The 18578-nt window shown below is 61.0% G+C and carries 17 protein-coding genes; 10 read left to right on the top strand and 7 right to left on the bottom strand.

Annotation, left to right across the window (positions count from 1 at the left end):
- Positions 1-49: 49 nt before the first annotated feature.
- Complete coding sequence (locus tag IC234_RS03725) at positions 50-895, bottom strand: oxygenase MpaB family protein (protein WP_190922477.1); 846 nt, start codon at positions 893-895, stop codon at positions 50-52.
- Between the two features lie 336 nt (positions 896-1231).
- On the bottom strand, positions 1232-3538 hold the full coding sequence (locus tag IC234_RS03730) for an efflux RND transporter permease subunit (protein ID WP_190922478.1): 2307 nt from the start codon (positions 3536-3538) through the stop codon (positions 1232-1234).
- 305 nt (positions 3539-3843) lie between these two features.
- Here IC234_RS03730 and IC234_RS03735 point away from each other — a divergent pair, with 305 nt between their 5' ends.
- From IC234_RS03735 to IC234_RS03755, 5 genes are all read left to right on the top strand, one after another.
- The gene (locus tag IC234_RS03735) at positions 3844-4296 is read left to right on the top strand and encodes an ankyrin repeat domain-containing protein (RefSeq protein WP_190922479.1); all 453 of its coding nucleotides are present in this window, start codon (positions 3844-3846) and stop codon (positions 4294-4296) included.
- 88 nt (positions 4297-4384) lie between these two features.
- On the top strand, positions 4385-4624 hold the full coding sequence (locus IC234_RS03740; protein WP_190922480.1) for a hypothetical protein: 240 nt from the start codon (positions 4385-4387) through the stop codon (positions 4622-4624).
- A 119-nt stretch (positions 4625-4743) separates the two neighbouring features.
- Positions 4744-5847, top strand: a complete 1104-nt coding sequence (locus IC234_RS03745) for a type I restriction endonuclease (RefSeq protein WP_190922481.1) — start codon at positions 4744-4746, stop codon at positions 5845-5847.
- 105 nt (positions 5848-5952) lie between these two features.
- A complete protein-coding gene (locus IC234_RS03750) occupies positions 5953-6747 on the top strand; it encodes a thymidylate synthase (RefSeq protein WP_190922482.1) in 795 nt (264 codons plus the stop codon).
- A 60-nt stretch (positions 6748-6807) separates the two neighbouring features.
- Positions 6808-7422: an energy transducer TonB gene (locus IC234_RS03755; RefSeq protein WP_190922483.1), complete on the top strand. Its 615-nt coding sequence runs from the start codon at positions 6808-6810 to the stop codon at positions 7420-7422.
- 86 nt (positions 7423-7508) lie between these two features.
- Here IC234_RS03755 and IC234_RS03760 read toward each other — a convergent pair whose 3' ends face one another.
- Genes IC234_RS03760 through IC234_RS03780 form a run of 5 tightly spaced genes read right to left on the bottom strand, consistent with a single transcriptional unit; the run spans position 7509 to position 11692 of the window.
- On the bottom strand, positions 7509-8309 hold the full coding sequence (locus IC234_RS03760; RefSeq protein ID WP_190922484.1) for an aminotransferase class IV: 801 nt from the start codon (positions 8307-8309) through the stop codon (positions 7509-7511).
- A gap of 9 nt (positions 8310-8318) precedes the next feature.
- Positions 8319-9212 (bottom strand): hypothetical protein, encoded by an 894-nt coding sequence (locus IC234_RS03765; RefSeq protein ID WP_190922485.1) that lies wholly within the window; start codon positions 9210-9212, stop codon positions 8319-8321.
- A complete protein-coding gene (locus tag IC234_RS03770; protein ID WP_190922486.1) occupies positions 9209-10150 on the bottom strand; it encodes a hypothetical protein in 942 nt (313 codons plus the stop codon). Before IC234_RS03770 ends, IC234_RS03765 begins: the two co-directional genes overlap by 4 nt.
- Positions 10151-10175: 25 nt before the next feature.
- Complete coding sequence (dprA, locus tag IC234_RS03775; protein WP_190922487.1) at positions 10176-11315, bottom strand: DNA-processing protein DprA; 1140 nt, start codon at positions 11313-11315, stop codon at positions 10176-10178.
- Positions 11315-11692: a MerR family transcriptional regulator gene (locus IC234_RS03780; RefSeq protein ID WP_190922488.1), complete on the bottom strand. Its 378-nt coding sequence runs from the start codon at positions 11690-11692 to the stop codon at positions 11315-11317. The genes dprA and IC234_RS03780 overlap by 1 nt, the downstream gene beginning before the upstream one ends.
- 129 nt (positions 11693-11821) lie before the next feature.
- On the opposite strand from IC234_RS03780, the gene alaS reads away from it, so the two are divergent.
- The 5 genes from alaS to IC234_RS22130 all read left to right on the top strand — a co-directional run bounded on the left by alaS (position 11822) and on the right by IC234_RS22130 (position 18478).
- Positions 11822-14509, top strand: a complete 2688-nt coding sequence (gene alaS, locus IC234_RS03785; RefSeq protein ID WP_190922489.1) for an alanine--tRNA ligase — start codon at positions 11822-11824, stop codon at positions 14507-14509.
- A 187-nt stretch (positions 14510-14696) separates the two neighbouring features.
- On the top strand, positions 14697-15443 hold the full coding sequence (locus IC234_RS22125) for a TonB family protein (RefSeq protein ID WP_190922490.1): 747 nt from the start codon (positions 14697-14699) through the stop codon (positions 15441-15443).
- 53 nt (positions 15444-15496) lie between these two features.
- Entirely contained in the window at positions 15497-16306 is an 810-nt protein-coding gene (locus IC234_RS03795; protein WP_190922491.1) for an energy transducer TonB, read from the top strand.
- 98 nt (positions 16307-16404) lie between these two features.
- Complete coding sequence (locus IC234_RS03800; protein WP_190922492.1) at positions 16405-17376, top strand: LIC11966 family surface protein; 972 nt, start codon at positions 16405-16407, stop codon at positions 17374-17376.
- A 190-nt stretch (positions 17377-17566) separates the two neighbouring features.
- A complete protein-coding gene (locus IC234_RS22130) occupies positions 17567-18478 on the top strand; it encodes an energy transducer TonB (RefSeq protein ID WP_190922493.1) in 912 nt (303 codons plus the stop codon).
- Positions 18479-18578 lie beyond the last annotated feature (100 nt).

Here is an 18578-nt window from a genome sequence, read left to right on the forward strand (position 1 = left end):
GGTGCCGCGGCACAGCACACAACCCCAAATATTGGTTTAAATTCCCACCCTACGCGGCCCGCCGACGCAAACCGGTAGGCGCGCCCGCTCGGTGAAACGGGCAGCTGCCGCGGCTGGGCGGGGGCGTGACCTCGGCCGGCTGCGCATCCAAATCCTTGATGCGGTCGCGGTACTCGGCGGGCAGCATGGCGTTTTTGGCCCATTGGCTCAGGGCGAAGCTCCTCGTGGCCCGGTACAGCGCCAGCGGCGGCCGCAGCCAAGCGCCATCGGGCAGGCCCAGCCACCCGCGCACGCTGGGCGGCACCACCATGCCCTGCACCCCGCGCAGCAGCTGGAAGCGCGCCCAGCCCAGATGCCGCTCATATTGGCGGTACAAATCCTCGGTGTAGGAGCTCAGCAGAGTGTTCTGCGCCAGGTGCTGCTCCCGGGCCAGCCGCCACGCCGCGTACCCGGTGGGCAGCTCCGAAATGCCCATGCGCCGGCCCACCCGACCAAACACCTCCACGATTTCTTCGCGCTCAGCGGCCGTGAGCGGGCGTTCCAGCACTTCAAACGCGCGCATGGAGTAGGCAATGAGCATGAACAGTACGTCGCGGTAGGCCCAGTCCGGAATGGCGTGGCCGCGCTTGGCCTCCACGGCGCCGTGAATGGCGGCAATGGTGTCGATGGCCTGCTCGGCCGCGGCTTGATCGGCAAACACGATGCGGCGGGCGTAGTCGACGGTAGAGAACAGCCGGCCCAGCGGGTCGGAGGGAAGCCTTCCGGTGAAGTACAGCCAATCGACCGCCTTATTCAGAGCAAACTCAGCGGCAGCCCCGGCAAAAATGAAGAGTATCGTATCGGCCGAACCCCAGATACGGCGCACGATGGACGAAGGAGCTACGAAGTGTTGCATGTCTTTAAAAAGAACTTTGTAATTCAAAGTTACAATTCTTTTTGACATTTCAGCGACAGGTGCTAAGTGTCTTGGCTGTAGAGACGCAATATTTTGCGTCTCATCGTTTGAGCCTTTTGGAGAAGATAAAACACTATAGAAACGCGTCTTCGCGTCTCGGCGACAGAACTATGAGGCCTGAATTGGTGAGCAAAAGGTCCAAACACCAGCGTTGCTCACTATTCCTCCTTGCGGCGCGGACGATGAGACGCAAAATATTGCGTCTCTACACTGGTTCGAAGGTGTCGTTAAATGCCGAGACGCGAATACGCTTCACTACATCGTTTCAAACCGCATTTAGCGGCTGCCCACGGCCACGTCCTCCGTTGAAATGGCCCGGTCCTTCGGCCGCTTGTAGAAATACAGTATCAGCAGCGGGAGCAGGGTCAGCTCGGCCACCACGCCGAACAGCAGCGTGAGGCCGATGAGCAGGCCCACGTAAAAAGTGCCGTCGAACTTGGAAAACAGCAGCGTGCTGAAGCCGCCCACCAGTATCAGCGACGTGGTGATGACGGCTTTGCCGGCCAGCAAGTAGGTGCGGCGCACGGCCCGGAAGATGTCGGGCTCTTTGCCCAGCGTGAGGCGCAGCTTGCTGATGAAGTGAATGGTGTCATCGACGGCAATGCCGAAGGCAATGGTGAAAATGATGCTGGTGCTCACCTTCATGTTCACGCCGGCCAGGCCCATCACGCCGGCCACGATGATGATAGGCAGCAGGTTCGGAATGAGTACCACCACCGTCATGCGCAACGAGCGGAACAGAAACAGCACGATGAGCGTGACCATCAGCACGTCAATGGCCATGCCCTGAATCATGTTCAGGGTCAGGTTTTCGTTGTTTTTGTCGATGAGGTTGGACGAGCCCGTGAGGCGGGTGCGCAGCACCGTGCTGTCGACGGTGGCGCGCAGGTGCCGGCGCAGCGCGTCATTGAGCGCATCGGCCCGGATGCTGCCCACGTCGGACATGCGCCCGGTGAGGCGGCCGGCCGAGCCGTCGGGCAGGGCCAGGGCGCTGAACTCGGGCTTTTTGCGAAACTGTCGAAGCTTGCCGCGCAGCTGCTGCAGCTCCAGCGTATCGGCGGGCAGGCGGTAAGCCTCCAAGCCGCCGCCGTTGAGGGCCTTGCGCACCGATTTCACCAGCGTGACCGGCGAGGCCGCGAAACGCAGGCCGTAAGTTTCCTTAAGGTAGGCTTCGATGCGCTCGGTTTGCCGCAGCACGGCGAGGTCGTAGATGTCGCGGCCGGGCGCCGGCTTCAGCTCGAGCTCGAAAGGCCGCACGCCGGCAAACTGCCGGTCGAAAAAGGCGAAATCCTGCCGCACGGGGTCACTTTTCGACAGGTCATCGAGCAGCGAGGAGTTGATGCGCACCCGCGTGCTCAGCCCAATGGCGGCGGCCAGCACCAGCCCGCTGAGCGTGAAAATGAGGCGGCGGCGCAGCAATACGGTGCGAAACAGGCGTCCCAGCACGCCGTCCCAGCTGTGGCCCTGGCGGCGCGGCTCGCGCAGCTGGGGCCGGCCCAGCAGCACCAGCATGGCCGGGAGCAGCGTGAAGCTGAGCACAAACGCCAAGATGACGGCAATGCCCGTGAACAGCCCGAAATTGTGAATGGGCTTGATGGTGCTGGTCATCAGCGTAAAAAAGCCCAGGCTGGTAGTGAGCGCCGACAGCCCCGACCCAAAGCCCGATTCCTTGATGGTGACGCGCAGGGCATCTTTCTTGCTGGCGCCGTAGCCCAGCTCGCTCACGTAGCGGCTGATGATGTGGATGGTGTCGCTCATGCCCACCACGAAAAGCATGAGCGGCAGCAGGGCCGTCATCAAATCGATGGTGACGCCGCTGGCGGCCATGATGCCCAGGCCCCACAAAATGGCCCCCAGTACCACCACCAGCGGCAGCACCACGCCCCACCACGTTCGAAACGTGAGCCACAGCAGCCCCGTGACCAACAACACCGACAAGGACATAAACACCACCAGCTCCCATTTCAGCCTGTCCACAAACACGGATTGCGCCACGATGCGGCCCGCAAAGTGCACCCGCTCTTCGGGCAGGTGCAGCCGGGCCATGCCCGCGCGCAGGGCCGCAAAAAGCGAGTCGCCGGGCGGTTTTTCGAGGTCGGGCGTGAGCTGTAGCACCAGCGTCACGGCCCGGGCATCGGGGCTGAACACGTTGCCCACCAGGCCGGGCGTGCGGTAAATGAGGGTGGAGTCGTCGGCCCGGCGGGCAGGCTCGTCGGGGTGCAAGTAGGGCAGGTTAAACACGCCCAGGCCTTCCACCACGGTATTGGCCAGGGTGGTGGGGGAGGTGACGCTGCGCACTGAGGCCTGGCGCCGGGCCAGTTGGGTGAGGGAGTCGACCTGCCGCAAAAAGCCCGGGTCGAACACGGTGCGGCCGGGGGGCGCTTCCATGCCCAGCAGCAGGTAGTCGTTGTCGTTGCCGAAGCGCTGGGTGTAGCCCTGGTAGTAGTCCAGGTCGGGGTCGCCGGCGGGGTAGAAGTCGTTGAAATTGTAGTTGAAACGCAGCTGGGCGACGAAAAACCCGCTCAACACGGTGAGCAGGCCCAGCACGAGCAGGGTGAGGTGGGCGAGGCGACGAAGGGGCATGGAAGGACGCGCGCAGGCGCGCAGGCCTGCATGTTTCAAATCAGCAACGCCGCCGCGGCTCTCGGAGCGGTTCGGGGCCGTGGGGTGGCGTAGCTATCAGCAACGCCCCGATTTCCGCAATTGTTTCGGCGGGCCGGCTGTTTCGGGCGGGGCGGCGAACCAGTCCGGGCAGGCAGCCGGCCGGGCCGTATTACTTTTTTAACAAGGACTTATAATTATAGCAGCAGAAGGTTTTTGTGCGTGAAAGCGGCGCGGCGGGGGCGCATCTTTGTGGTTGACTTTCCCACTCAGGATTAATGTATGCTATGAAAAGAGGGTTATTCCTTGCTGCTGCTTTCTACTGCCTCCTAGCTTCGGCCCACGCCCAAACGCCCAGCCACGACTTGGCCAAAGCCATTCTGAAAAACAACCCGGCCGCCGCCGAAACCCTGCTCAGCGCCGGGGCCAACCCCAACGCCGCCATCGAAGTAGTGCCCGGCTTCCCCACCACCTACCTCATCACGGCGGCTTCCAACAACAGCCTCGACTTGGTGAAGCTGCTGCTCAAGCACAAGGCCCAGGTAAACCAGGCCGACGCTTTTAAGGCCACTGCGCTGATGGCGGCCGCTGGCAAAGGCAACAAGGCCATGGTGGAGCTGCTGCTGGCCAGCGGCGCCGACGCCCGCGCCAAAGACGACGACGGCAAAGACGCTCTGGCAATGGCACGGGAAAGCGGCAACGCCGAAGTGGTGGCCCTGCTGGAGCAAAAGCTGAAATAGCCGGCCGCAAGTAGCGCCGCGCCGGCGTATATTAGGGCCTGAAACCACCGCGTTTTTCTTTCCTCACCCCTTCAATTCAACGTTATCCATGAAGAAGTCCCTGCTCGCCCTTGCCCTGTTTGCTTTCGCCGGTTCCACTGCTTTCGCGCACGACGGCCACGACAAAGACGGCAAAAAAGGCAAGAAAGCCGCCTGCACCACCGAAATGAAAGCCAGCTGCAGCAAAGACATGAAAGGCAGCATGGCCGGCGGCCATTCGTGCTGCATGAAAGGCGGCAAAACCGCTGCCGCGAAAACCGAAGCCAAAACGACGGTTGCCGCCAAATAGCCTTCGCCCGCAGCCCAGACCGCTGCCTAAGAAACCAAAAGCCGCTTCGGAAACGAGGCGGCTTTTTTAATGTCAATAAATTCTTATGTTTACCTAGTTTTCTACTCAAACCAAAATATATGGAGCTTATTGACCAACTAAGTAACCTGGCATCGCGAGTCCAGAAGCAACTTACACATATTCAAACGGAAGAGGCCACTAAAACCGCCTTAGTGATGCCGTTCATAAATGCCCTTGGCTATAATGTTTTCGACCCAACCGAAGTGGTTCCAGAGTTCATCTGTGACATTGGCACTAAAAAAGGTGAGAAAATTGATTATGCCATAATGCGAGACGGTAAGCCCATTATTCTTATTGAATGCAAGCACGTTGGCGCTGAACTAAATATTAATCATGCCAGCCAATTGTTCAGGTATTTTCATGTCACAGAAGCCCGAATTGCTGTTCTGACAAATGGACTTGTATATCGTTTGTTTACAGATTTAGAGCAAGCCAATAAAATGGATGAACGTCCATTCTTAGAGTTTGACCTTGCCAATTTCACTGAAGGCGATGTAGCTGAGATTAAAAAACTCAGTAAAGCGGCATTTAATATTGAGGACATGCTTTTTGCTGCCTACAACCTCAAATACATGCGGGCTTTCAAGAAGTATTTTGATGAACAATTCACTCAGCCCTCCGCTGATTTCATCAATTTTGTTTCAAAACAAGTGTATGAGGGCATTCTAACGCCTAAGCTGAAAGAGCAGTTTAGCATTTTAGTTCACCGCTCATTCCATCAGTTTCTCAATGATAAAATAGCCATGCGCCTGCGTTCGGCTATGATTGATACCAGTGGGCAAGGGCCTTTGGTAAACGATGTGCCTTCAGCGCCGCCGATTGAGTCTATGGGTGCTTTGGATGCTGAGGGCAAGGACAAAGACATCGAGACGACTGTTGAAGAAACCGAAGGCTTCATGATTGTGCGGGCCATCTTGCGAAAGACCGTTCCCGTGAACCGGATGGTAATGCGAGACGTGCAATCGTACTGCGGGATATTGCTGGATGACAATAATCGCAAACCGATATGCCGGTTACACTTTAATAGTGGCAAGAAATACGTCACCCTCTTCGACGTGGAAGGCGGCGAACGTGTCGATATAACTTCGCTGGATGATTTGTATGGTATGGCTTCTCGAATTCGAGCTGCCGTTCAGAAGCATGAAGCCAAGTTGGCCGTTTAGCCCACGAAAGTTCTTCACACGAAACGAAAGTTCTTCACACGAAACCGAAAGCTGTCCACCTGGGCAGCTTTCGTTATTTTTGATGCTCGTGTTACATCATCTTCCATGCGCCAATACCAAGCCCTGCTCCGCCACATCCTCGACACCGGCACCGTGAAAACCGACCGCACCGGCACCGGCACCGTGTCCATCTTCGGGCCGCAGATGCGGTTCAATCTGGCCGAAGGCTTTCCGCTGGTGACGACCAAGAAGGTGCACCTGAAGAGCATCATCCACGAGCTGTTGTGGTTTCTCCAGGGCGACACCAACATTGCCTACCTCAAGGAGCACGGCGTGAAAATCTGGGACGAGTGGGCCGATGCCAACGGCGACCTCGGCCCCGTGTACGGCCACCAGTGGCGCTCCTGGCCCGACGGCCGCGGCGGCCACATCGACCAGATTGCGCAGATTATCCACCAGCTTCGCACGCAGCCCGACTCCCGCCGCATCCTCGTCTCGGCCTGGAACGTGGCCGAGCTGCCCGACATGAAGCTGCAGCCCTGCCACGCCCTCTTCCAGTTTTACGTGGCCGACGGCAAGCTTTCCTGCCAGCTCTACCAGCGCTCGGCCGACGTGTTTCTGGGCGTGCCCTTCAACATTGCCAGCTACGCGCTGCTCACGCTCATGGTGGCGCAGGTGGTGGGCCTGCAGCCCGGCGAATTTATCTGGACGGGCGGCGACACGCATTTGTACTCCAACCACCTGGAGCAAGCCCGCCTGCAGCTGGAACGCGAGCCGCGGCCGCTGCCGCACATGCGCATCAACCCCGAAGTGAAGGACATTTTCGGCTTCCGCTACGAGGACTTTGAGCTGGTGAATTATGACCCTTGGCCGGCCATAAAGGCGCCGGTGGCCGTATAATGCCACGGGCCCGCGCTACCCAAAGGCTCGGCGGCCAAGCCTCGATATTGCGAAGAGTAGATGAAGCGCTGGGTTTCTGGTCTTATGGTGTTGGCGATGGTCATGGGGCTGGCCCGAGCGGCCAGCGCGCAAAAGGGCGGCCGCGCGCTGCCCCGGGCCAACACGGCCCTGCGCACGCAGCCTGTGCCGGCGCCGGCAGGCTCGCTGCCTTTGCTGCCCCGCTTCTGGCACCTGGCCGATTCGGCTGAACGGACAGACGCGGCGGAGATTTTTCAGCAGTTCCTCCGGCAGTTTATTCAGTATCCGGTCCTTGCCCTCAAGGCGGGGGTGGGTGGGGTCATTTACGCCATGCTCACGGTGCTGCCTGACGGGCGCGTGAGCAGTATTTCCGTTACCCGGCGCGCCTTGACCTCAGGCGCGCCGCCCATCAAAGCCGTGCTGGCGCTCGACGCGGAACTGCTGCGGGTGGCTTGGCAGCTGCGGTTTAAGCCCATGCTCGTGCGCCCCGATAGCGCGGCCAGCGCGGCTGCTGTCGATGTGACCGACGTGCCGGAGCGAAGTGACAATGCAAACGAGACGGAAAGCGACGACAGCATCGACGTGACGGAAGCCCCCGCCGCCACTTCGATACCGGCAGATACCGTTACCATCCATTTTCAGTTTGCGCCGCAGTAAGGCCGGGAGTGTGGGAGCCGAGCATTCCTTCATCGGCCTATCCCTGAAGACCGTAGGCTGCCAATGAGGCTGCAAGTGGGTTGACTTTACAAACGGTCCGAGTGCAAAAACGTCAGGTTAGGCGGAGCAAAGACTGCTTGGCCAATGGCCAGCACCGCTCGCACCGAGGCCACATTTGCCGTGAATGCGGCTTCCGCGGCCAGCAGCTCGGCGGGTTTGAATAGACCCTCGCGGCACTCCACGCCCGCCGCCCGCGCGGCCCGCAGCACCTGCGCCCGGCGCACGCCCGCCACGCAGCCCGTTTCGAGCGCGGGCGTAAACAGCACCCCGTTTTTCAGCCAGAAAATGGCCGCGGCGCCCGCCTCGGCCACGTGCCCGGCGGAATCGCACAGAATGATTTCGTCGAGCCCGCGCTGCTGCCGCTCGTGGGCGGCGCGCACGTAGAGCCACGCCTGCGGGCCTTTACAAAAACACAGTGGGGAATAAACAGAGCAGGTTTCGAGCGCAAAATCGGCCTTGTCGATGGGCGTATCGGCGGGCACGAAAGCTTCGGCGGTGGCCAGCCATTCGGCCGCGTCGGTGGGCGGGGTGTAGCGGCCGCCGCCGGCACGCCACAGCTGCAGGCGCAGGCGGGCGGCGGGCAGCTGGCTGGCCTGGGCGAGGCCGGCCAGGGTCGTTTCCAGGGCTTCGGGCGTGGCCAGGGCGGCGGGTAGCGCGAGGTAGAGCGCGGCGGCGGCCTGCCGCATCCGGGCGTGGTGGCCGGCCGCCAGGCGCAGGCGGCCGTTGGCGAAAATCAGCGTTTCAAAGAACCCGTCGCCGAAAGCCAGGCCACGGTTGGGCAGGGGCAGGGCGGCGGCGGGCAGCAGTTCGTTGTTGAGCAAAAGCATGGGCCAAAGCTAGCGCCGGACCACGCGGTAGGGCACGCGTACTTGAAAGGTGGTGTCGCGGCCCCAAAGGCGTGCGCGAATCGTGCCGTGCCATTCGGCTGGTCCAGTATTAGCCGGGGCCGTAAAACCCACTATTCCCGCGCCGTCGCTGTCGATAGGAATGGGCTGCTCATTGCAATACATGCGAATAGATGGGCTTAGAAGGCTTTTAATTAGCAGCAAGCGGGCGCAGTACAAGGCGCCCGGTGCCACCTGGTTTGATTGGACCAAGGCCACTGCCACCACTTTCGCCCGCGGTTCCTGCCGCCCTACCTGCTGGGTGAGGTACTGAAGCGTGCGGGCCTCGGCCGCTAATAAGTCGTTTTCTACTTGAGCAAGCCCGGCCAAGGCCATTGCTGGGGAACCAGTAGAATGAGACGGTACGGCCAACCGAGTCGGGTCAACCGAATTGAGCCGGTGGAGGCTGTCGCCGTAAATTGCCAATTGCCGACGCAATACATCAAAGGCCGGTTGGTATGTATGACGCGGCTGTTCAATCCATGTCGTTTCGCCGGGCCGCACCTGAACCAAAGAATCGACGGAGCTAGCGGCACGTAGCACAGCCAGCCGCAACGCATGGATTTTGCGGAGCAGGGTGATGGTGCGCCAGCGCAGGGCTTCGGTGGCCGCGAGAATCGCGACCTCGTGGTTTTGGTATCGGTTTTTTTCAACGGCGTAACGCATAAATTTAACTGCGTAATCAGCGCGTTGCGCAGCCTCTGCGTTAGTTTCGTTCAGCTGCTGGCTCAGCAGCGTCAATTCCTGATTCAAGCATGCTTGTTGGGCATGCTGCCAATAAAAGCTCAACCCCGTTGCTACTAACGCCAATACGCCAGCCAACAGAACGACAGCACGGCGAATCATGGCGTTGGCGGGTTATTGATGAAGTACGGGACCGTCAGTTGCCAGACCGAATCGGCGGCGTAGGGGTGCGCTTCGGGGTAGGCCAAGGCGTGAATGGTGCCCCGCCAATGTGCCCGCCCAGAAGCCCGGCCGGCTGACTGGGCCGACACCCGCAACGTAAGCAACGACCCTTCGACCAAGGCTGGGGCCAACGCCTTACCGTTCGCGGAAACGCTGGTGTAGTAATAATGCAGGTTGTTGTCTCTGAGAAACAAGCGCGCGCGGTAAAGTTGGCCCGGCGTTACCGTTTCCGATTCGGGCGCGGCAAACGCCTGAATGGGGTCGTACCAATCGACGGTGCGACCGGATTTCTCCGCCACGTAGCCGAGAGCCTTGGCTCCCGTGCGCCACACTTGGGTTTCGAGCCGGTTGAGGCCCGCCAACGTGACTGGCAAGGGCTGGCGATGACTAAAAACAGCTGCCAACTGACCATCACCGGCGAATGACTGCAGGGTTGCCAGCAGCGGCTTCGCAGTGCCATAGGTTACCTCCGCGTAGCTCACCAGTTGCTTGCCTAATCGCGCAGCGGTACTGGCCTTAATACCGCTGTTGCTACCAGAGCGTGGGCTTTCGCCGGACGCTAGGCGAATCTGGTGTTGCAGGTCCCGGAGCGTATCGGCCAGTGATTGGGTGCGCTGCACAATCAGTTGGCTGGCGGCGAGCACTGCCAAATCATATGGCTGGCTAGCATTGAGATGGGTGTAATAGTTGATGGCGCGCACCGTCGTGGCCATTCCTGCGTCAGTCTGCTGGTTATGCTTTGCCAAGCGCATTTCCAGGTCGGCCAGCTGTGCCAGTGTGGCCGCTTGCTGCTCTTCTGCTTGATGATAAGCATAGCCGCTGGCCAGCAAAACGCTCCCGAGCAGCAGTATAAACAATAATCGAACGGGTTTTTTCATTGCCTTAATGCAAACAAACACTGTCCTACACCAACGCAAACTTCTTCCCCGGCATTGCCCGCACCACGCCCCGAAACTCCAGCCCCAGTAGCAGCGAGGCCACCGCGTAAATGGCCAGCTGGGCTTGCCAGGCAATGTCGTCCATGTGCAGCTCGCGGCCGGGCGCGGCGGCCAGCACCGTGACAATGGCGAATTCCTCCGGCGTAAAATCGTCGGCCGAATAGGAAGGAACCGCCCTGAACTTGCCCGACTGGTGCAGGGCCGCGTCCCAGTTCAGGAGCTGCTCCAGGTCCAGTGGCTCGGTGTACATGGCCGCCTTGTTGCTTTTGATGAGCGCATTGCAACCCGCCGAAGCCTCGGAGCCCAGATTGCCGGGCACGGCCAACACGTCGCGGTCGTAGCTCAGGGCCAGCTCGGCGGTGATGAGCGCGCCGCCTTTTATGGCCGCTTCCACCACCACCGTGCCGTCGCTCAGGCCGGCGATGATGCGGTTGCGGGCCGGGAAATTGTAGCGGTCGGGCGGCGTGCCGAAGGGGAATTCGGTGAGCAGGCCGCCTTGCTCGCGCATTTTCTCGGCCGTCTTCTGGTGGGTGTGCGGGTAGATGCGGTCGAGGCCCGTGGCCATCACGCCCACGGTTTCGAGGCCTTCCTGCAAGGCGGCGCGGTGCGCGATGATGTCGATGCCATAGGCCAGGCCACTCACTACCAGGGGCCGGTGCGGCACCAGTCCACGCACGATGCGCTCGGTTTGCTCGCGGCCGTAATCGGTGTTTTTGCGGGTGCCCACCAGGGCCACACTTTTCGGCGCGTTCAAGTCGGCCGTCCCTTTGTAGTAAAGGATGGCCGGCGCGTCCGGAATCAGCTTGAGGCGGCTGGGGAAGCGCTTGCTGGTGTAAAACAAGATTTCGACGCCGTCTTTTTCGGCTTTTTTTAGGTCGGCTTCAGCTTTGCGAAACGCCTTCTCGCGCTCGGGGCCGGTGAGGGCTTTCACCGTGGCCTCGCCCACGCCGGGAATGCGGCGGAGCTTACCGGGCGGCATCATGAGCACGTTTTTGGCCGAGCCGCCGTAGCTCATCAATTGGCGCGTGAGCTGCGGGCCAATGCCGGGTAGCAGCGTGAGGGCCAGCTCGTGGAAGAGGGTGTCGTCGGGGGAAGAATGCAGCATTAGGCCTCAGGCGTGGGGTCTGGGTCGGCTTTGCCGGCGGCTTCAACTTCCTTTTTCAAGCTTACCAGAAACGCGCGCACCTTCTCCAGGCTCTGCACCACATCAATCTTCTCTTTCAGCTGCGGGCCCTTCTGCTTGAGCATGTCGCGCGCGCCAGGAATGGTGTAGCCGCGCTCTTTTACCAAGTGATAGATGGTGCGAAACACCTCGATGTCCTGCGGGGTGTAGAGGCGGTTGCCCTTCTTGCTGCGGCGCGGGCGCAACTCGTCAAACTCCGTTTCCCAGAAGCGCACCAGCGACTCGGCCACCTTGAATTGGGCGGCCACCTCGCCGATGGTGAAGTACTGTTTCTCGATGCTGCGCTCCTTATACGGCATATGGCTACCTTTGCAAATACTCCGAAAAGTAGCCTAAAATTCGCAGCCATGCGCAGTTGCGGGCTGATTGGGCGGAGATAATCCAACGGTATCTTCTCATTCGTCAACGTTCGGTTGGCGCCTAGCTTCATGTCACTCCCCACCGCTTCCACTGTTCGCCAGCAGTTTCTTGATTTCTTCGCCAGCAAAGGCCACCACATCGTGCCCTCGGCCCCGATTGTGGTGAAAGACGACCCCACGCTGCTGTTCATCAACAGCGGCATGGCCCCGTTCAAAGACTATTTCCTGGGCAATAAGCCCGCGCCCTACAAGCGCATCGCCGATACCCAGAAGTGCCTGCGCGTGAGTGGCAAGCACAACGACCTGGAAGAAGTAGGCTACGACACCTACCACCACACCATGTTCGAAATGCTGGGCAACTGGAGCTTTGGCGACTACTTCAAGAAGGACGCCATTGCCTGGGCCTGGGAGCTGCTCACGGAGGTGTACAAGCTGGAAAAAGACCGGCTCTACGTCACCTATTTCGAAGGCGACCAGGCCGACGGCACCGCCGCCGACACCGAAACCCAGAACCTGTGGCGCCAATACACCACCGACGACCGGATTTTGCCCGGCAACAAGAAGGACAACTTCTGGGAGATGGGCGACACCGGCCCCTGCGGCCCGTGCACCGAAATCCACATCGACCTGCGCTCGGAAGATGAGCGGGCCGCCAAGCCCGGCCGCGCGCTGGTGAACGCCGACCACCCGCAGGTGGTGGAAATCTGGAACAACGTGTTCATGGAATTCCAGCGCCTGGCCGACAAGTCCCTCATCAAGCTGCCTGAGCAGAGCGTGGACACCGGCATGGGCTTCGAGCGCCTGATGATGGCCGTGTCGGGCGTGAAGTCGAACTACGACACCGACGTGTTCCAGCCGCTCATCCAGTTCATTGCCAAAGAGGTAGGCCTGGAATACCACGGCACCGCGCCCGCCACGGTGAACGACCAGCCGGCCACCGAAAACGAGAAAACGGACATCGCCATCCGGGTCATCGCCGACCACATTCGCACCATCGCCTTCACCATTGCCGACGGCCAGCTGCCGAGCAACGTGAAGGCCGGCTACGTCATTCGCCGCATCCTGCGCCGGGCCGTGCGCTACGCATTTTCGAGCCTGAACCAGAAGCAGCCCTTCCTCTACAAGCTGGTGCCCGTGCTGGCCGACCAGATGAAAGGGATTTTCCCGGAATTGCACCAGCAGGTGCCCTTCGTGCAACGCGTGATTGAGGAAGAGGAGATTTCCTTCCTGAAAACGCTGGAAACCGGCCTGCGCCGCCTCGACGCGCTGGAAGAAAGCGCCCGCGCCAACGGCGGCGTCATCGACGGCAAAACCGCGTTTGAGCTGAGCGACACCTTCGGCTTTCCGCTCGACCTCACCGCCCTCATTGCCCGCGAAAAGGGCCTGACCGTGGACGAGAACGGCTTTAAAAAGGAGCTGGAGCAGCAGAAAAACCGCAGCCGCAACGCCCAGGAAACCGAGCAGAGCGACTGGGTAACCGTGACCGAAACCGATGCCCCGAACGTGTTTGTGGGCTACGACCAGGACGAGGCCACGGCCCGCCTGCTGCGCTACCGCAAAATCGACAAAAAGGGCAAAACCGAGTACCAGCTCGTGTTCGACCAGACCCCGTTCTACGCCGAAAGCGGCGGCCAGATTGGCGACACCGGCTACTTGGAGTCGATGCTGAGCAAGGTGCGCGTGATTGACACGAAGAAGGAAAACGACCTCATCATCCACACCACGCTGGATTTGCCGCAGGATTTGGAAGCCGAATTCCTGGCCCAGCCGGACGTGGTGCGCCGCAACCTGATTCGCAACAACCACACGGCCACCCACCTGCTGCAGGCCGCCCTGCGCAACGTGCTGGGTAGCCACGTGCAGCAGAAAGGCTCGCTGGTGAACGAGAAGCTGCTGCGCTTCGACTTCTCGCACTTCACCAAAGTGACCGACGAGCAGCTGCGCGAGATTGAAACCATCGTGAACGAGCGCATCCGCCAGCAAATCCCGCTCGACGAGCGCCGCAACGTGCCCATTGCCGAAGCCAAAAACCTGGGCGCCATGGCCCTGTTCGGTGAGAAGTACGGCGACTTCGTGCGCGTTATCACCTTCGACAAGGACTATTCGGTGGAGCTGTGCGGCGGCCTGCACGTGCAGAACACCGGTAGCATCGGCTACTTCAAAATCACGGCGGAAAGCGCTGTAGGCGCCGGCGTGCGCCGCATCGAGGCCGTGACGGCCGGCGCGGCCGAAGCCTACGTGGACGCGCAGCTCGACCTGCTGGCCCAGGTGCGCGAAAAGCTCGGCAACCCCCAGCATTTGCTCACCGCCTTGGAAAAGCAAGGCGATGAGATGGCCAGCCTGCGCAAGCAGCTGGACCAGCTCACGCAGCAGCAACTGGCTGCCCAGCGCCGGACGCTCCTCACCCAAATCAAGCAGTTGCCCAACGGCTTGCACTTCCTGGCTGCTGCCGTGCACGCCGGCTCCGCCGATTCGCTGAAAACGCTGGCTTTCGAGGTGCGGCAGGCCGCGCCCGCGCCGCTGGCGGTAGTGCTGGGGGCAACCATCGATGGCAAGCCCCAGCTGGCGGTCATTTTGGACGATGAAACTGCCAAGGCGGGCACGCTCAACGCCAGCACGCTGGTGCGCGAGCTGGCCAAGGAAATTCAGGGCGGCGGCGGCGGGCAGCCGTTCTTCGCCACGGCGGGCGGTAAGAACGCGGAAGGGCTCAAAGCCGCCATTGCCAAGGCCGAAGAGGCGGTGAGCAAAGCCCTGTAAGCAGCCAGCAAATCGAATTGGGCGGCCGGTTTGGCGATGGAGCAAGGCGTATGCTTTAGCTTCGTCAAACCGGCCGCTTCGTGTGCAGGCCATAGCGGTTTATCCATTTATTCTACCTACTCCGGCAATGCGCGCTACTCTACCCGGGCTACTGATTCCCGTTTTCCTGGCTTGTGTTTCTCCAGCTGTGGCCCAAACGGCGGCCCCCGCAGCGGCGGCCTCCGCGGCGGCAGTTATCCCGCCTATCCACACGGTTTATTTCGACGCCCTGGGCCGGCCCATCAACACCGCAGAAGGGGCCGACCACCGCGAAGACATGATTTACCGCGACAGCGTGGGCGGCTCCGTGCGGGTATATTATCCGTCGGGGAAGCTGCGGCGGGTGGTGCCCTACCTGCATTTTGCCTACGGCATCAAGTACGGTTCCGAAACGAGCTTTTATGAAACGGGCGAGCTCAAAAGCCGCTGCGAGTATAAAGTTGACGGCCCCGTGGGCTACTACCAGCAGTTTTATCGCAACGGCAAGGTCCGCTTCCGCACGCCCATGGGCAACGACTTGCCTAAAGACGCCCAAGGCGAAGGGTTCGGGCCAGACGGCCTGCCTTTTACCGCCGCTTATAACAAGGAGCATTCCAAAATGCCGGCCATGCGTGGGGGCGGGGGCGACGCCGCCATTGTGCAGGCCGTGCAGCAAGCCGTGCGTTACCCAGCGGAAGCGTTGCGCTCGCAGATTACGGGCCGGGTGCTCGTTAGCTTCATGGTCGACGATTGCGGCTTCGTCCGCAACGTGCGCATTGTCAAAACTCCCTCGCCGGTTTTTAATGCCACGGTGCTGTCGGCGGTGGCGTCCCTTGGCCGGCTGACACCCGGCGAGCACGACGGCGAAACAGTGGACGTTTTCTATACCGTGCCCATCACGTTTTCCATTCGGTAAGTCTGTTGCTGCGTAATTATTCAGCTTCTTTACGGGAAATCTACCCGTCTCAAATGTATTTTCGATTGTTGCTGGCCGCCAGCATGGCCTGCGTAACCGCCGTGGCCCACGCCCAGGCCTCGCCACCTGTTCAAACCCCGACACCGCCCGCCGAAACCAAATATTTCGACGCCGACCATCACCAAGTTCTTACGGAAGCAGGGGCCGCGGAGAAACGCGTCACTACGTTTCGGGACACCGTTGGCGGCACCGTGCGGGCGTTTTACCTGCCGTCGGGCAAGCTCAAGCTATTTACGCCTTACGCCGACCTGCGCCATTCATTGCGCCACGGTACGGCCAGCGAATATTTCGAAAATGGCCAGCTACGCTTTCAGGCCACCTATAAGGCGGGCAAAGTGGTGGGCGATTTGGTGACGTACTACGCCGACGGGACGCTGAAACGCCGCGACCACCACGCGCCCGACCAGCCGACTTCCGGCGAATGCTTCGGGCCCGACGGCAAGCCGGTCCCGTACTACCCTTACGAGCAGATGCCGGTGTATTCCGTGGCGCCCGGCGACCAAGCGGCCGTGACGCGGGACGTGCAGCTCAACACCCGCTACCCGGCCGTGGCTCTGCGGCAGGGCGTCTATGGCATCGTGAAAGTGAAATTTGTGGTTGGCAAAGACGGGCAGGTGAAGAACATCGCGCCCGTGGAGCCGGCCAAAGACGCGGTGCCGGCCAAGCTAGCCACTGGCTACCGGGCCCTGCAAGATGCCGCCGTGAGTGCCGTGCAGCAGCTCAAGTCCTTCGCGCCGGGCCGGCAGGACGGCGAGCCGGTGTCGGTGTCGTTCACGGTGCCGGTCACGTTCCGCATCAAATAGGAAAAACGGCAAAAAAATAGGGGCGAGGGGTTGGAGAACTGCCGGCAAGTGGCAACTTTGTTTTAGTCCAATTCCCACAACTTCAACTCATTTTGCTTATGCGCTTTTTTACCCAACTCGCAGTTGGCTGTGTTTTCTCGGCCTTAGCGCTGCCCGCTGCGGCCCAAACTTTTTCGGACCCGGCCAGCTACAACAACGCCATCGTGAACGAGCAGGTGGAACTGCTCAAGAAAAACCTGCGCTACATCAGCAAGGCCGCCCACAGCGAAAACGACCGCAAGATTGAGAACCGCCGCCTCGAAGTGGTGGAGCAAAACAAGGTGGCCGTGGCCAACGTGCAGCGCATGCCCGCCGCCTACAAAGGCAACACCGAGCTGCGCACCAGCGCCCTCAACGCCTTCAAGACCATGCTGGAGGTGTACTCGGCCGACTACAAGCAGGTGAACGCGCTGGCCGCCACCCGCACCGAAAGCTTCGAGGCCATGCAGCGCTATTTCGACGCCCAGGAAGTGGCCGAAAAGAAGCTGGCCGTGGTAGACGACAGCGTGAACGCCGCCCAGAAGCGCTTCGCCAAGCAATTCGGCATGAGCATCGAGAGCAGCAAAGAGTCGGCGAAGCTGGCCGAGTACACCCGCCAGGTGTCGGCCGTGAACAAGTACCAGCACCAGGTTTTTCTGCCGTATTTCCGGGTGCAGAAAGCCAGCGCCAAGCTCACCGACGCCCTCAACTCGCAGGACGCCGCTGCCTTCGAGGCCGCCCGCGTGACCCTGGCCGCCGAAGCCGAGAAATCGGCCGCGGAGCTGTCGGCGGTGCCGGCGTTTCGGGGCAAGGACGTGGCCTACCGCAACGCGGCCCGCGACTTGGCCAACTTGTACGTGGTGATGTGCGCCAAGCAGTTTGTGCAGATTGCGGAGCTGTTGAAAAACAAAGACCACCTCACCAAAGTCGACGCCCAAACCATCAACAACAACATCAACGCCTACAATACGCAGAACCAGAAGTTCAACGAAGCCTACAACAAGACGTCGGCGGCTTTTATGGACACCTACGTGCCGGTGATGAACGACTAACCCGCTGCCGGAAGTCACGACTTGAGAAGCCAGCCGTTGCCATGCAGCGGCTGGCTTTTTTGGGGTGATAAAAATGGGTTGGCGTGCCCCCCGATTTCGATGGCTTTCGTACCTTACAGGTACACTCCGACGCCTCCGCCGTACCGGCGGGAACGCAGGCCGGTAAATTGCTGCTCAAATCTGAACTTCTGTGAAAACCACTTCCATTTGGTGGGGCTGTTTGCTGGGGCTGCTGCCGCTGGTCGGGCACGCCCAGGTGGCAGAAGGCGCGCCCGAAGCAGTGCCCGCGCCCGAACCACCGGTGGTGGCGCCCGCACCGCCCCCTGCGCCGCCGCAGCCGCCGGCCGTGTTCTACGCTGCCGACTTTACGCCCAGTACTTCGGCCGATTCGCTGGCGTATTGCGCCGAAACTACGTTTCGCGACAGCGTGAGCGGCGTGACCCGGGTGTATTATCCCTCGGGCCGGCTGATGCAGTACCTGCCGTATGCCGACGTGAACCGCCGCGTGCTGTACGGCACGCTCACCACCTGGTACGAAGACGGCTCGATGAAAACCAAGGAAGACTACGTGCGCGGCGTGCGCCACGGCGAGCTGCTCACCTATTACCCCGACGGCGCCCCCAAGCGGCGCGACCAGTACGTGAACGGCAAGTGCGGCGTGGGCTCGTGCTATGCCCCCAACGGCACGCTGGTGCCCTATTTTGCTTATGAGCAGCTGCCGCTGTACCCCGGCGGGGGCGAGCAGCTGGTGAAGGAGCTCAGCAAAGCCATCAAGCTCAACAAGGAGGAAACCGCCGCGATGTACCGCCTCAACCAGCGCGTGATGTGGTACCAGGGCAACTTTCGGCGCGAGGTGAAGGTGGAGCTGGCCGTGGCCCCCAACGGCCGCGTGACCGATGCCCGCGTGGTGCAGGGCACCGACGAATTTCTAAAAACCGCCGCCCTGCGGGCCGTGCCGCAGCTCAAGCGCCAATTTTTGCCCGGCCGGCGCGACGGCCAGCCCACCGCCAGCCTGCTCACCGTGCCCATCTACTACGATGTGATGATGAACCGGCAATCGCCCTTTCCCCAGCGCGGCTACCCAATGTACCGCACCCGATAACCGGCCGGGCTCATCGGAATGGAGCGAGCAGGGGAGCTGCCCGCGCCGGCGGTGGTGCCCGGCGTTGCCGCAGCCGTTACCTTTAAGGCCTGATAGCCTT

This window comes from Hymenobacter armeniacus (genome assembly GCF_014699055.1).
Classification (GTDB): Bacteria; Bacteroidota; Bacteroidia; order Cytophagales; family Hymenobacteraceae; genus Hymenobacter; species Hymenobacter armeniacus.

What these genes read in the sequence shown, in the direction of transcription:
- IC234_RS03725 (WP_190922477.1), bottom strand. Translation starts at nt 895, where the DNA reads ATGCAACACTTCGTAGCTCCTTCGTCCATCGTGCGCCGTATCTGGGGT.
- IC234_RS03730 (WP_190922478.1), bottom strand. Translation starts at nt 3,538, where the DNA reads ATGCCCCTTCGTCGCCTCGCCCACCTCACCCTGCTCGTGCTGGGCCTG.
- IC234_RS03735 (WP_190922479.1), top strand. Translation starts at nt 3,844, where the DNA reads ATGAAAAGAGGGTTATTCCTTGCTGCTGCTTTCTACTGCCTCCTAGCT.
- IC234_RS03740 (WP_190922480.1), top strand. Translation starts at nt 4,385, where the DNA reads ATGAAGAAGTCCCTGCTCGCCCTTGCCCTGTTTGCTTTCGCCGGTTCC.
- IC234_RS03745 (WP_190922481.1), top strand. Translation starts at nt 4,744, where the DNA reads ATGGAGCTTATTGACCAACTAAGTAACCTGGCATCGCGAGTCCAGAAG.
- IC234_RS03750 (WP_190922482.1), top strand. Translation starts at nt 5,953, where the DNA reads ATGCGCCAATACCAAGCCCTGCTCCGCCACATCCTCGACACCGGCACC.
- IC234_RS03755 (WP_190922483.1), top strand. Translation starts at nt 6,808, where the DNA reads ATGAAGCGCTGGGTTTCTGGTCTTATGGTGTTGGCGATGGTCATGGGG.
- IC234_RS03760 (WP_190922484.1), bottom strand. Translation starts at nt 8,309, where the DNA reads ATGCTTTTGCTCAACAACGAACTGCTGCCCGCCGCCGCCCTGCCCCTG.
- IC234_RS03765 (WP_190922485.1), bottom strand. Translation starts at nt 9,212, where the DNA reads ATGATTCGCCGTGCTGTCGTTCTGTTGGCTGGCGTATTGGCGTTAGTA.
- IC234_RS03770 (WP_190922486.1), bottom strand. Translation starts at nt 10,150, where the DNA reads ATGAAAAAACCCGTTCGATTATTGTTTATACTGCTGCTCGGGAGCGTT.
- dprA (WP_190922487.1), bottom strand. Translation starts at nt 11,315, where the DNA reads ATGCTGCATTCTTCCCCCGACGACACCCTCTTCCACGAGCTGGCCCTC.
- IC234_RS03780 (WP_190922488.1), bottom strand. Translation starts at nt 11,692, where the DNA reads ATGCCGTATAAGGAGCGCAGCATCGAGAAACAGTACTTCACCATCGGC.
- alaS (WP_190922489.1), top strand. Translation starts at nt 11,822, where the DNA reads ATGTCACTCCCCACCGCTTCCACTGTTCGCCAGCAGTTTCTTGATTTC.
- IC234_RS03795 (WP_190922491.1), top strand. Translation starts at nt 15,497, where the DNA reads ATGTATTTTCGATTGTTGCTGGCCGCCAGCATGGCCTGCGTAACCGCC.
- IC234_RS03800 (WP_190922492.1), top strand. Translation starts at nt 16,405, where the DNA reads ATGCGCTTTTTTACCCAACTCGCAGTTGGCTGTGTTTTCTCGGCCTTA.